14 protein-coding genes are annotated in these 12,984 nt (G+C 71.7%); 3 read left to right on the forward strand and 11 right to left on the reverse strand.

Features of this window, described 5'->3' with window-relative positions:
- Positions 1-30 precede the first annotated feature (30 nt).
- Positions 31-993, reverse strand: a complete 963-nt coding sequence (gene era / locus CP976_RS14750) for a GTPase Era (RefSeq protein WP_150480778.1) — start codon at positions 991-993, stop codon at positions 31-33.
- A 181-nt stretch (positions 994-1,174) separates the two neighbouring features.
- Between era and CP976_RS14755 the strand changes: the two genes are divergently transcribed.
- Complete coding sequence (locus tag CP976_RS14755) at positions 1,175-1,513, forward strand: P-II family nitrogen regulator (RefSeq protein ID WP_086847395.1); 339 nt, start codon at positions 1,175-1,177, stop codon at positions 1,511-1,513.
- 21 nt (positions 1,514-1,534) lie between these two features.
- Here the strand turns inward: CP976_RS14755 and CP976_RS14760 are convergent, their stop codons facing one another.
- From CP976_RS14760 to CP976_RS14800, 9 genes are all read right to left on the reverse strand, one after another.
- On the reverse strand, positions 1,535-2,011 hold the full coding sequence (locus tag CP976_RS14760) for a hypothetical protein (protein ID WP_150480779.1): 477 nt from the start codon (positions 2,009-2,011) through the stop codon (positions 1,535-1,537).
- Between the two features lie 171 nt (positions 2,012-2,182).
- On the reverse strand, positions 2,183-2,536 hold the full coding sequence (locus CP976_RS14765; RefSeq protein ID WP_150480780.1) for a cytidine/deoxycytidylate deaminase family protein: 354 nt from the start codon (positions 2,534-2,536) through the stop codon (positions 2,183-2,185).
- Between the two features lie 20 nt (positions 2,537-2,556).
- A complete protein-coding gene (locus tag CP976_RS14770; RefSeq protein ID WP_150480781.1) occupies positions 2,557-2,916 on the reverse strand; it encodes an MmcQ/YjbR family DNA-binding protein in 360 nt (119 codons plus the stop codon).
- On the reverse strand, positions 2,913-4,217 hold the full coding sequence (locus CP976_RS14775; protein ID WP_150480782.1) for a hemolysin family protein: 1,305 nt from the start codon (positions 4,215-4,217) through the stop codon (positions 2,913-2,915). Before CP976_RS14775 ends, CP976_RS14770 begins: the two co-directional genes overlap by 4 nt.
- A gap of 8 nt (positions 4,218-4,225) precedes the next feature.
- On the reverse strand, positions 4,226-4,723 hold the full coding sequence (gene ybeY, locus CP976_RS14780; protein WP_150480783.1) for an rRNA maturation RNase YbeY: 498 nt from the start codon (positions 4,721-4,723) through the stop codon (positions 4,226-4,228).
- A gap of 13 nt (positions 4,724-4,736) precedes the next feature.
- Positions 4,737-5,804, reverse strand: coding sequence for a PhoH family protein (locus CP976_RS14785; protein ID WP_150480784.1), 1,068 nt, complete (start codon positions 5,802-5,804; stop codon positions 4,737-4,739).
- Between the two features lie 177 nt (positions 5,805-5,981).
- Positions 5,982-7,118: a carbohydrate kinase family protein gene (locus tag CP976_RS14790; protein ID WP_150480785.1), complete on the reverse strand. Its 1,137-nt coding sequence runs from the start codon at positions 7,116-7,118 to the stop codon at positions 5,982-5,984.
- A 139-nt stretch (positions 7,119-7,257) separates the two neighbouring features.
- Positions 7,258-8,556 (reverse strand): glucarate dehydratase family protein, encoded by a 1,299-nt coding sequence (locus CP976_RS14795; protein ID WP_150480786.1) that lies wholly within the window; start codon positions 8,554-8,556, stop codon positions 7,258-7,260.
- The gene (locus CP976_RS14800; protein WP_373304841.1) at positions 8,553-9,512 is read right to left on the reverse strand and encodes a 5-dehydro-4-deoxyglucarate dehydratase; all 960 of its coding nucleotides are present in this window, start codon (positions 9,510-9,512) and stop codon (positions 8,553-8,555) included. Before CP976_RS14800 ends, CP976_RS14795 begins: the two co-directional genes overlap by 4 nt.
- 99 nt (positions 9,513-9,611) lie before the next feature.
- On the opposite strand from CP976_RS14800, the gene CP976_RS14805 reads away from it, so the two are divergent.
- Together CP976_RS14805 and CP976_RS14810 are read left to right on the forward strand one after the other, a co-directional pair.
- On the forward strand, positions 9,612-10,391 hold the full coding sequence (locus tag CP976_RS14805; RefSeq protein ID WP_150480787.1) for an IclR family transcriptional regulator: 780 nt from the start codon (positions 9,612-9,614) through the stop codon (positions 10,389-10,391).
- A 203-nt stretch (positions 10,392-10,594) separates the two neighbouring features.
- Positions 10,595-11,908: an MFS transporter gene (locus tag CP976_RS14810; protein WP_150480788.1), complete on the forward strand. Its 1,314-nt coding sequence runs from the start codon at positions 10,595-10,597 to the stop codon at positions 11,906-11,908.
- A gap of 78 nt (positions 11,909-11,986) precedes the next feature.
- On the opposite strand, the gene CP976_RS14815 is transcribed toward CP976_RS14810, so the two are convergent.
- Positions 11,987-12,979, reverse strand: coding sequence for an adenosine deaminase (locus tag CP976_RS14815; RefSeq protein WP_167537341.1), 993 nt, complete (start codon positions 12,977-12,979; stop codon positions 11,987-11,989).
- Positions 12,980-12,984 lie beyond the last annotated feature (5 nt).

Consider the following 12,984-nt stretch of genomic DNA (forward strand, 5'->3'; position numbering starts at 1 on the left):
TCGCGTCCCCCGGCACGAGGAGCCGGCTCCTCAGAATCCCAGCTTGCGCAACTGCCTCGGATCCCGCTGCCAGTCCTTCGCGACCTTCACGTGCAGGTCGAGGAAGACCGGCGTGCCCAGCAGGGCCTCGATCTGTTTGCGGGACTTGATGCCGACCTCCTTCAGGCGCTTGCCCTTGGGGCCGATGATGATGCCCTTCTGGCTGGGGCGCTCGATGTAGACGAAGGCGTGGATGTCGAGCAGGGGCTTGTCGGCGGGGCGGTCCTCGCGGGGGAGCATCTCCTCGACGACCACGGCGATGGAGTGCGGGAGCTCGTCGCGGACGCCCTCCAGCGCGGCCTCCCGGATCAGTTCCGCGATCATGACCTGCTCGGGCTCGTCGGTCAGGTCGCCCTCGGGGTAGAGCGCCGGGCCCTCCGGCAGGAGGGGGACGATCAGGTCGGCCAGCAGGCCCACCTGCTTGTCGCCGACCGCCGACACCGGGACGATCTCGGCCCACTCGAAGCCGAGTTCCTTGCCGAGCTGGTCGATCGCGATGAGCTGCTCGGCGAGTGTCTTGCTGTCCACCAGGTCGGTCTTGGTGACGATGGCGATCTTCGGCGTCTTCTTGATGGACGCCAGTTCCTTCGCGATGAAGCGGTCGCCGGGGCCGAGCTTCTCGTTCGCCGGCAGGCAGAAGCCGATCACGTCCACCTCGGCCCACGTGGTGCGCACGATGTCGTTCAGCCGCTCGCCCAGCAGCGTGCGCGGCTTGTGCAGCCCCGGGGTGTCGACCAGGATCAGCTGGGCGTCCGAGCGGTGCACGATGCCCCGCACGGTGTGCCGCGTGGTCTGCGGCTGGTTCGCCGTGATCGCCACCTTCTGGCCGACCAGAGCATTCGTGAGGGTGGACTTGCCCGCGTTGGGACGGCCCACGAAGCAGGCGAAGCCAGCCCGGTGGACAGCTTCGGCCGGCTTTTCGGATGACTGGGTACGAACGCTCATGGCGCCCATTCTCCCTGATCCACAGAGCCCTGCCGCACAGGCGCCCGAACCTCCCGCCCCGTGCCGCCGGCCGCAGTCCGGCCTGGACCTTACGGTGCACTGCGGGACGGCCTACGATCACGGCATCCTGGGCCACGGCGCCCCGGTCTCCCCCTCCGTCGTCTCCCCCGCGCAGAAGGTCACCCCAGGCATGAAGCTCATCACCGCGATCGTCAAGCCGTACCGCCTCGACGAGATCAAGAACGCCTTGCAGGAGCTCGGCGTGCACGGCCTGACCGTGAGCGAGGCCAGCGGCTACGGCCGGCAGCGCGGCCACACCGAGGTGTACCGCGGCGCCGAGTACCAGGTCGACCTGGTGCCGAAGATCCGCATCGAGGTCGTCGTCGACGACGCGGACGCCGAGGCCGTCATCGACGCGGTCGTGAAGGCCGCGCACACCGGCAAGATCGGCGACGGCAAGGTGTGGGCGCTGCCGGTGGACACGGTCGTGCGGGTGCGGACGGGCGAGCGCGGGCCGGACGCGCTGTAGGTCGCGCCCGGCCCGCCGGGATCAGTCGAAGACGAACGGGCCCGGCGACTGGGGCCCGGTCGCCGTGCAGGTGATGGTGATGCCGAAGACGGTCATCTTCAGCGAGCCGCCGAAGGCCTCCAGGCTGTCGCCGGAGGCCACGGTGCCGCTGAGGGGGCCGACCTCGACGGGGGCGCCGGCGGCCATCGCCGGATTCTGAGTGCCGGTGAAGTCGACGGTGCCGCCGCCGGCCTTCACCAGACTGAGCGTGGACGCGATCGAGTCCTCGCCGAGGGCGATCGGCGCGGTGATCGCGGACGACTTGACGGTGAGGGTGGCGGCGGTGCCGTCCTGCGTGGCCGTGAGCGTGGCCTCGCCACTGCCGAAGGTGCCGCAGTCGGCGCTGATCGTCGCCGTCTGGGGGGTGACGGCGAGTGCGGCGGGGGCGAAGGCGAGCCCGGTGACCGCGAGGGCCCCGGCCGCCAGGGCCGCGCCTGCTCCTGTGCGCTTGCATCTCATGGGATTCCGGCTCCGTTTCCGTGTGGGGGGACGCTCGGCAGATGAGTGCGGGCACGTCACGCGAGCGCCGAACCTGACGGTCCGTCGGAATGTACGGATCCCATTGATGCGCGTGGGGCAGACGGCGGCAAGGTTGAATTCGCGCCTAATTACCGCCGGTTACAGCGGACTTCAGCCGGCGGTCACGGTCGTCCGCACCGTCCCGTCGGGCCCGGCCACCAACACCGGCGTCTGCGCGCCACCGAGATCCCGCACCGCCGCCCGGTCCTCGTCGGACGCGGTCTCCGCCTCCGTCACCACGGCCGCGGCCTCCAGGGACTTCGCGCCCGAGGCCACCGCCATCGCCACGGCTGTCTGCAGGGCAGTGAGCTTCAGGGAGTCCAGGGCCACGGTTCCCGCGACATACGTACGTCCGGTCTCGTCCCGCACGGCCGCCCCCTCGGGCACGCCGTTGCGGGCCCGTGCGGAACGGGCCAGGGTGACGATCTTGCGGTCCTCGGGGTCGAGCGCGCTGCTGTCGGTCATGATCCGAGCATACGGAAGCGTCAGGGCCGGTCGAGGCGGAGGCGGTCAGCTCGCGGCAGGCCCGCGACGACGAGGTCGTAGGAGTCCTCGACGAGCTCACGGACCAACCGGTCCGGGAGTCCCCCGTCGCACGTGACCGTGTTCCAGTGCCGCTTGTTCATGTGCCAGCCCGGGACGATCAGGCCCTCGTGCTCGTGGCGCAGCCGGATCGCGTCGTCCGGGTCGCACTTGAGGTTGACCTTCAGGGGGCGCGCGTCGAGGTGCGACAGGGCGAACAGCTTGCCCTGGACCTTGAAGACCGAGATCTCCGGGCTGAACGGGAAGTCCTCGACGGCCGCGTTGAAGGACAGGCAGAACGCGCGCAGTTCCTGCGGGGTCATTCCGGCTTCTCCTCCTCCACGGGATCCGCCGGGTCCACCGGCTCCGCCAGCACCGTGACGATCTTGTTCCGGCGGCCCGCCGCGGCCTCCGCGGTCAGGCGCAGTTCCCGGCCGTCGGGGAGTTCCACGACGGAGGACGCGCCGGCGATGGGGACCCGGCCCAGCGCCTTCGCGAGCAGACCGCCGACCGTCTCGACGTCCTCGTCGTCGAACGCCTCCAGGCCGTACAGCTCGCCCAGGTCTCCGATGTCCAGGCGGGCGGTGACCCGGTAGCGGTCCTTGCCGAGGTCCTCCACCGGCGGCAGTTCGCGGTCGTACTCGTCGGTGATCTCGCCGACGATCTCCTCCAGGATGTCCTCGATGGTGACGATGCCGGCGGTGCCGCCGTACTCGTCGACGGCGACGGCGACGTGGTTGCGCTCCTTCTGCATCTCGCGCAGCAGGTCGCCCGCGTTCTTGGTGTCGGGCACGAAGAACGCCGGGCGCATCGCCGTGGACACCTGCTCGGACTCGGCGTCGCGGCTGATGTGCGTCTTGCGGACCAGGTCCTTCAGGTACACGATCCCGACGATGTCGTCCTCGCTCTCGCCGGTCACCGGGATCCGGGAGAAACCGGAGCGCAGGGCGAGGGTGAGGGCCTGGCGGATGGTCTTGTAGCGCTCGATGACCACCAGGTCCGTGCGCGGGACCATGACCTCGCGGACGAGGGTGTCGCCCAGCTCGAAGACCGAGTGCACCATGCGGCGCTCGTCGTCCTCGATGAGCGACTCCTTCTCGGCCAGGTCGACCAGCGCGCGCAGCTCCGCCTCGGAGGCGAAGGGACCGCGCCGGAAGCCCTTGCCGGGGGTGAGCGCGTTGCCGATGAGGATCAGCAGCGACGGGATCGGGCCCATGACCCGGGCCAGCGGCACCAGGACGTACGCCGAGACCGTCGCCGTGTTCAGCGGGTGCTGGCGGCCGATGGTGCGCGGGGAGACGCCGACGGCGACGTACGACACGAGGACCATGACCGCGATGGCGATCAGGAGGGCCTCGGTCGTGTTGTCGAACTCCATCAGGCAGCCGTACGTGATCAGCGCGGCGGCGGCCATCTCGCAGGCGACGCGCACCAGCAGCGCCACGTTCAGGTAGCGGGTCGGGTCGGCGGCGACCTGGGACAGCTTGGCGCTGCCCCGGCGGCCGGAGCGCACGGCCTCCTCGGCGCGGAAGCTGGAGACCCGCGCGAGGCCCGCCTCCGCGCAGGCGAAGAGCCAGGCCACGACGACCAGGGCGACCGCGCCCAGGGCGAGTTGCGGACTCATCGGCGGCGCTACGAGACCGTCGGCGCCGGGGACGGGCCGGTCAGGCCCCGCTCCGCGCGCCAGCCGTCCACGATGGCCGCCTGGAGGCCGAACATCTCGGCCTTCTCGTCCGGTTCCTCGTGGTCGTAGCCCAGCAGGTGCAGCACTCCGTGGACGGTGAGCAGTTGGAGCTCCTCGTCCATGGAGTGCTGCGTGTCGGCTTCCTTGCCCTGCTTCTGAGCGACCTCGGGGCACAGCACGATGTCGCCGAGCAGCCCCTGCGGCGGCTCGTCGTCGTCCTTGGAGGGCGGGCGCAGCTCGTCCATCGGGAAGGACATGACATCCGTCGGGCCCGGCAGGTCCATCCACTGGATGTGCAGCTGCTCCATGGCGGCGGCGTCCACGACGATCACCGAGAGCTCGGAGAGCGGGTGGATGCGCATCCGCGCGAGCGCGTAACGGGCGATGTCGAGGATCGCCTGCTCGTCGACCTCGGTACCGGACTCGTTGTTGACGTCGATCGACATGGTGCTGTGTGTGCTACTTCCCCTTGTGCCCGGACTTGCCGCGGCCCTTGTGCGCGCCGTTCTGGGTGCCGTGCTTGGTGTCGTACTGCTCGTACGCGTCGACGATACGGCCCACCAGCTTGTGCCGGACGACGTCGTGGGACGACAGGCGGGAGAAGTGGACGTCCTCGACGCCGTCCAGGATGTCCTGGACCTGCCGCAGACCGCTCTTCGTCCCCTCCGGGAGGTCGACCTGCGTCACGTCGCCCGTGATCACGATCTTCGAGTCGAAGCCGAGGCGGGTGAGGAACATCTTCATCTGCTCGGGGCTCGTGTTCTGGGCCTCGTCCAGGATGATGAAGGCGTCGTTGAGCGTGCGGCCGCGCATGTAGGCGAGCGGCGCGACCTCGATCGTGCCCGCCGCCATCAGCCGCGGGATCGAGTCCGGGTCGAGCATGTCGTGCAGCGCGTCGTAAAGCGGGCGCAGGTACGGGTCGATCTTCTCGTAGAGCGTGCCCGGGAGGAATCCGAGCCGCTCTCCGGCCTCGACCGCCGGGCGGGTCAGGATGATGCGGTTGACCTGCTTGGACTGGAGGGCCTGGACGGCCTTGGCCATGGCCAGGTACGTCTTGCCGGTACCCGCCGGGCCGATGCCGAAGACGATCGTGTGCTTGTCGATCGCGTCCACGTAGCGCTTCTGGTTGAGCGTCTTGGGGCGGATCGTGCGGCCTCGCGAGGACAGGATGTTCTGCGTGAGCACCTGGGCAGGGGTCTCCTGGCCGTCGCTCTCCCCGTTCTCGCTCGCCTTGAGCATGGCGATCGAGCGTTCCACTGCGTCCTCCGTCATCGGCTGTCCGGTGCGGAGCACCAGCATCATCTCGTCGAACACGCGGGCGATGAGGGCGACGTCCACAGGGTCGCCGACCGCGCTGATCTCATTGCCCCGGACGTGGATGTCGGCCGCCGGGAAGGCCTTCTCGATCACGCGCAGGAGGGCGTCGCCGGACCCCAGCACCGTCACCATCGGGTGCTGGGCGGGGACGGTGAACTGTGCTCTCGCCTGCTCCTGCGCGGGGGTGTGAGCTGTGGGTGTCTGAGTCATGGGCCGGCGCTGAAGGCCTGCGGTTCCTCCTCTTCACGGCCGCGTAGCTGAGGGCGGCCTCGCGATTCCCAGGGTACGACGGTGGACTGACAACGCCGTAGGGGTTTTGGGGGTGGGGTTTGCAACCGGGGACGACAGCGGCTCTTGACCGGGCGATTCCCCTGGGCGGCCAGGGCGTCACGCCGAGCGCCGAAAGCCGATCGTAGGTACGGCGCGCCGCAACGGCCAGGGCCTGACCAGCTCCTCGGACACCAGGTCGGCCAGGAACCCGTACCTCTCCAACGCCACCGCCGACTGCCCCTCCACCGACTGCACCCGCCGCCACCACGCCGCGATCTCCGACCACCCCGGCGCCGACAACGACCCCCCGAACTCCTGCACCGACAGCGCCGCGGTCAGCCCGGCGAAGGCCAGCCGGTCCGCCAGCGGCCAGTCCGCCAGCGTCCCCGTCACGAACCCGGCGACGAACACGTCCCCCGCCCCCGTCGGATCGAGCGCCTCGACCTCGATCGCCGGCACCTCCGCCGTCTCCCCCGTACGCCGGTCCACCGCATACGCCCCGTCCGCCCCGAGCGTGACCACCGCGAGCGGCACGTGCTCGGTCAGCGCGTGCGCCGCCGCCCTGGGGCAGTCCGCGCCCGTGTACCGCATGGCCTCCTCCGCGTTCGGCAGGAACGCCTCGCAGTGCCGCAGGTCGGGCAGCGCCGCCAGGTCCCACGCGCCGGTGTCGTCCCAGCCGACGTCGCCGAAGACCCGCGTGCCCTTGCTCGCGGCCTGGGCGATCCAGGGCGCGCTCACGCCGGGGGCGAGGGAGGCGACGGCGGCACGCGCGCGGGGCGGGCACTCGGGGGCGGGCTCCTCCGGGGGCGGCTCGTGGCCGTGCGAGACCATGGTGCGCTCCCCCTCGTAGGCCATGGAGACCGTCACCGGGGAGTGCCAGCCGGGCACCGTGCGCGACGGGGAGAGGTCGATGCCCTCACCGTGCTCCAGGGCGTCCCAGCAGTAGTCGCCGTAGTGGTCGTCGCCGAAGGCCGCCGCGAGGGACGTACGCAGGCCGAGGCGGGCCAGGGCGGTGGCCATGTTGGCGACGCCGCCGGGGCTCGACCCCATCCCGCGCGCCCAGGACTCGGTCCCGCGCACCGGGGCGGAGTCGAGCCCGGTGAAGATGATGTCGAGGAAGACGGTGCCGGTGAGATAGACGTCCCAGGGCGGGTCGTCCGGCGCGCGCAGCGGGGCGAGGGGATCGACCTGGGTCTGGCGGTGCGATCCCTTTCCGGCCGGGCCCTTTCCTGCCGGGGCGGTGGACGCGATCACGATGCGCTCCCTGACGTGGTGCGGATCAGGCCAGTCTGCACCACATCACTGACAACGTGACGCCGATCACGCCAGACCCACTCGTTCCGTCAGCTCACGCCCGCCCCCGCGCGCCCCTTGGCCGGCCGGAGAACCGGGCCTACCAGCGGGGCACCGAGGGCGTCACCCACTCCGGGTCGGCGACCCGCATGGCCGCCGCGTCGTCGCGGTCCCGCAGCGCCCCGTCGTCGTCCAGCCACCGCCGGTGCAGCACGGCCAGCCGCTCACGGTCGAGCTCCACGCCGAGCCCGGGCGCGTCGGACACGGGCACCTTGCCGCCCTCGAAGGCGAGCCGCTCGGTGAGCACGTCCTCCGACTGCCAGGGGTAGTGGGAGTCGCAGGCGTGGTGGAGGTTCGGGACGGTGGCCGCCACGTGGGTCATCGCGGCGAGCGAGATGCCCAGGTGGGTGTTGGAGTGCATCGACACTCCGACGCCGAAGGTGCGGCAGACGGCGGCGAGCTGCTGGGTGTTGCGCAGTCCGCCCCAGTAGTGGTGGTCGGAGAGCACCACCTGGACAGCGCCGCCGGCGCCCGTGGTGAACGCCTCCTTGATCTCGGCGAAGGTCGTCACGCACATGTTGGTGGCGAGCGGCACCCCGGTCCGCTCGGCGACCTCGGCCATGGCGGGGATGCCGAGGGTCGGGTCCTCCAGGTACTCCAGGACGTCCCCGAGCTCCCGCGCCACCTTCAGCGAGGTCTCCAGGGACCAGGCGCCGTTGGGATCGAGCCGCAGCGGGTGCCCGGGGAACGCCTCGGCGAGCGCCCGTACGGCCGCGATCTCCTCGTCGGGCGGGAAGACGCCGCCCTTGAGCTTGAAGGAGGTGAAGCCGTACCGCTCGGTGAACCGGCGGGCCTGTTCCACCACTCCGGCCGGGTCGACGGCTGCCCCCCAGTCGTCCTTCTCGCAGGCGACGCCCTCCGGGTGGCCGGCCCACTTGTAGAACAGGTAGGCGCTGTACTCGACGGCGTCGCGCACCTTGCCGCCGAGCAGCGCGTGCACGGGCAGTCCGAGGGTCTTGCCGAGGGCGTCGAGGCAGGCCACCTCGAAGGCGGAGACGACGGAAAGACGCAGCTTGTCGGCGGTCTGGACACCGCGCAGCCCGCCGACGTCGACGGCGTTCTCGACCCGGGCGGCGTCCACCGCGACCTGGTCCGCCAGCGTGAAGAGCCCGTTCAGATCACTGACCTGCCGTCCCTTCAGCCGCTCGGCGAAGGGCCGGGCCAGCTCCAGGTACTTGGTGTCGCCGTAGGTCTCCCCCAGACCCGTGACCCCGTCCGCCGTGACGACCTCGACGATCAGCCGGGGCGTGTACGGCTGGTGCACGCCCTGCGTGTTGAGCAGCGGCGGGTCCGCGACCAGGATCGGCGTCAGGCGTACGTCGGTGACGGCGAGGTTCACAGGGCGGCTCCCACGAGGTCGAGTCCCGCCTCGAGGAGGGTGGTGAGGGCGGCCAGGTCGGCGGGCGAGGGGTCGGTGAGCGGGGCGCGTACGGGACCCACCGGATGGCCGCGCAGCCGGGCCGCCGCCTTCACCAGCGACACGGCGTACCCGGGGACGCGGTCGCGCAGTTCGACGAGCGGGACGTAGAAGCCGCGCAGCAGCTTGTCGACGGTGCCGTGGTCGCCGTCGCGCAGGGCGGTGAAGAAGGCGTCGGAGATCTCGGGGGCGAAGGCGTGGACGGCGGAGGAGTAGGCGGGGACGCCTACGGCGGCGTAGGCGCGGGCCTGGATCTCGGCGGTGGCGGCGCCGTTGAAGAACAGGAAGTCCTCGGGCGCGGCGAGCGTGAGGCGCTGGAGCCGGTCGAGGTCGCTGTGGCCGTCCTTGAGGCCGATGACGCCCGGCAGGGCCGCGACGCGCCTGAGCGACTCGGCGGTGAACGCGACCTGTCCGCGCTGGTAGGCGATCAGCGGCAGCCGGGTGCGGGCGGCGATCTGTTCGAGCTGGGCGACCAGCCCGTCCTGCGGGGCGGCGACGAGGTAGTGCGGCAGCACGAGGAGCGCGTCGGCGCCGGCGTCCTCGGCGATGCGCGCGAACCGGACGGCCTGCGCCCAGCCGTACCCGGTCCCGGCCACGACCGGTACGCGGCCCGCCGCCTCCTCGACCGTGATGGTGACGACCTGCCGGTACTCGTCCTCGTCGAGCGAGAAGAACTCGCCGGTGCCGCAGGCGGGGAAGACGGCGCCGGGCGAGGTGGCGAGCCGGTCCGCGACGTAGGCGCGGAAGCCGTCCGGGTCGAGGGTGCCGTCATCGCGGAAGCTGGTCAGCGGGAACGACAGCACGCCGCCCGCCATGCCCTCCCGCAGCCGGTGCGCGACCCCGCCCGGGCCGGCGCTCACCGTCATCTCCTCGGTCATCCCCTCGCCATCTCCTTATGTAGACACCATTTATGTATGAGAATGATGGCTGGATACGCGAACGTCAACCGCACGGCGCGGTCCGATTACGATCGGCGCATGTCAGACACAGGGGGCGTCCGCGAAGTGAAGTCCGCGGCCCGCACGGTCGAGCTGCTGGAACTCCTCGCGGCCCGCGGCGACCGCCCGGCCCGGCTCCAGGAGCTGGCCGACGAACTCGGCGTGCCGCGCAGCTCGATGTACGCGCTGCTCCAGACCCTGATCTCGCGCGGCTGGGTCCGCACCGACGTCACCGGCTCCCTGTACGGCATCGGCATCCACGCCCTGCTCACCGGCACCAGCTACCTCGACTCCGACCCCCGGGTCCGGGTCGTACGGCCGTATCTCGACGAGGCGTCCGAGGCGCTCGGCGAGACGATCCACATGGGCCGGCTGGACGGCCGGGACGTGGCGTATCTGGCGACGCGGGAGTCGCACGAGTACCTGCGGACGATCAGCCGGGTGGGGCGGCGACTGCCCGCGCACGCCGGGGCTTTGGGCAAGGCCCTGCTGGCGGAACGCCCGGACGCGGAACTGCCCGAGGGGCCGTACGAGGCGCTGACCGCGAACTCGCACACCAGCCGGGAGTCCCTGTCGGCCGACCTCGCCCAGGTCCGGGCCCGTGGCTGGTCCGTGGACCGGGAGGAGGGCGTGCTCGGCATCGTCGGCTTCGGGTTCGCGCTGCGCTACGACACCCCGGCGCTGGACGCGATCAGCTGCTCGGTGCCGGTGGCCCGGCTCACGCCGGAGCACGAGGAGCGGATCGTCGCCGTGATGCGGGAGATCCGGGCGAAGGTGGAGGCGACGGTTCCGGGGTCCGGGCCGGTGCGCTGGCGTTAGCGGAAACCCGCACGCCACCTCGGAAAAGGCGTTCGTCTACCCGGACTTCACCGCACCAAACGCAACGTGCGCCACATCACACCCCGCGGGTTAACTCGTACGACTACTTGCTTGATACAAATTGCCCGCGCGTTCCTGTCCGTCGACGGTCGTCGCCCAATCCCCCTCCTCCGCCGCTCCTTTCGCATGCCCTGGGAACGCCCGTGTTCGCCCCCCGCACCACCCCCTGGCCCCTCGTCGCCCTTTTCACGGCCGGGTACCTCGCCCCGTATCTGCTGCCGACCACCGTCGGCAGACTCGACTCGGGCCTTCCGCTCTCCGCCACCCAGGCCGGCGCCGTCGGCAGTGCCCTGCTGCTGAGTTCGGCGACCGCCGGATTCGCCCTGGCCTCACGGGTCGAACGGATCGGGGCCCGTACCCTCGCGCGATTCGGGCTCGCACTGGCCCTGCTCGGCTACGGCGCCGCCGCGCTGACCACCGCCGTCCCCGCCGTCGTCGCCGGCGCGGTCGTCGGCGGGTTCGGATCCGGCACGGCCACCACCGTCGCCGCCACCCTCATAGCCGCCCAGCGGGATCCGCACCGGGCCTCCACGGCCGGTCTGCTCACCGTCTCCGCCCTCGCGGGCGCCGTGTATCTGACGGTCCCGCACCTCGGCCCGGGGCACGGTCTGCCCCTGGCCGCGATCGCCCTCACGGCCCTGGCCGTGTGGCCGCTGACCGGCCGCCTGCCCGCCGGTACGCCCGCCGCGCCCGCGCGGCACCACAAGGCCCGGCTGCCACACGCCCGTTCGGGTCTGGTGCTGGCCGCCGCCATGCTGTGCTGGTCGCTCGCCCAGAACTCCCTGTGGGGCGTGAGCGGACAGATCGGGCTGACCCAGGCCCACCTCGGCGAGGCCACCGTCGGCGCGGTCTTCGCCGTGGCGCTGGGCACCGGACTGACCGGCGTCCTCGCGGCGGGCGCTCTCGGGGCGCGGCTGGGACGCGCGGTGCCGATCGGGGCGGGCACGGTCCTCATCGCCGGCTGCATCGTGCTCAGCGCCTCCGCGACCGACCTGGCGAGCTTCGCGACCGGCGAGATCGCCTGGAACACCCTGTATCCGGTGGTGCTGTCGTACGTGATCGGGCTCGCCGCCTCGCTCGACCCGCGCGGCCGCTGGGCGGTGCTCGTCGGCTCGGCCTCCTCGCTGGGCACGGCCGCCGGGCCGCTCACCGGCAGCGTGCTGTCGGCGCAGGCCGGGTTCCCGGCCATGGGCGCGATCCTGGCCGCCGGTCTGCTGGTGATCGCCCTGCCGATGACCGCCGTCGCCCTGCACACGAGCGGGCGGCCGCTGCTGGCCGGGGCGATCCGCCGCCGCGGTGGCCACCCGGCCGCCCTGGTCGCCGCCACCACGGGCACCCCCACCGGCGCGGTCCCCGAGATCGGCGCTCCGGAACAGCCGGTGGTGGAGATCACCGTGGACACCCCGGCCGTCCCCGCCCAGCGCGCCTACGGCAAGGCGGGGTCGGAGGTCCTCTGAGGCCGGGGGTCTCTGAGACCGGGGGTCTCTGAGACCGGGGGCTCTCTGAGGCCGGGGTCTTGCGAGGCCGCGGGTTCCTCAGCGGAACTCGTAGGCCTCCACCTCGGCGAGATACCGCGCCCGCAGCTCCTCGTCGTCCTCCAGGAACGAGGCGAGGAAGGAGTTGCGGGCGAGCTCGCGCAGCCGCTCCTCGCTCAGGCCGAGGGTGTCGCGCACGGCGTCGAAGTTGTCGCCGGCGTAGCCGCCGAAGTACGCCGGATCGTCCGAGTGCACCGTGCACATCAGGCCGGCGTCCAGCATGGCGGGCAGCGGATGGTCGGCGAGGGTGTCGACGGTCCGCAGCCGGACGTTCGACAGCGGACACAGCGTCAGCGGCACCCGCTCCCGCACCAGCCGCTCCACCAGCACCGGGTCCTCCACACAGCGCAGCCCGTGGTCGACCCGCTCGACGCCGAGGACGTCCAGCGCCTCGGTGATGTACTCCGGCGGCCCCTCCTCACCGGCGTGCGCGACCCGCCGCAGCCCGAGCGCGGCGGCGGCCTCGTACACCTCGCGGAACTTCGCCGGCGGGTGCCCGACCTCGGCCGAGTCGAGGCCGACGCCGGTGATCCGGTCCAGGTACGGCTTGGCCGCCTCCAGGGTCGCCAGGGCCGACTCGGCGGACTCGTCGCGCAGGAAGCACAGGATCAGCCGCGTCGAGACACCGTGCCGGGACTCGCTGTCGCCCAGCGCCCGCCACAGCCCCTCGACGACCGTGCCGAGCTCCAGCCCGCGGCTGGTGTGCGCCTGCGGGTCGAAGAAGATCTCGGCGTGCCGCACGCCCTGGGCGGCGGCGCGTTCGAGGTACTCGTTCGCCAGGTCCTCGAAGTCCCGCTCGGTGCGCAGGACGGCCATGAGCTCGTAGTACAGGTTCAGGAACGACTGGAGGTCCTCGAACCGGTAGGCCTCGCGCAGCTCGTCCGTGTCCGCGTACGGCAGCGTGAGGCCATTGCGCGTGGCGAGCTCAAAGGCGAGTTCCGGTTCCAGGGTGCCTTCGATATGAAGGTGCAGTTCGGCTTTGGGGAGGGACATCAATT

The sequence above is a fragment of the Streptomyces coeruleorubidus genome, from assembly GCF_008705135.1.
Lineage (GTDB): Bacteria > Actinomycetota > Actinomycetes > Streptomycetales > Streptomycetaceae > Streptomyces > Streptomyces coeruleofuscus.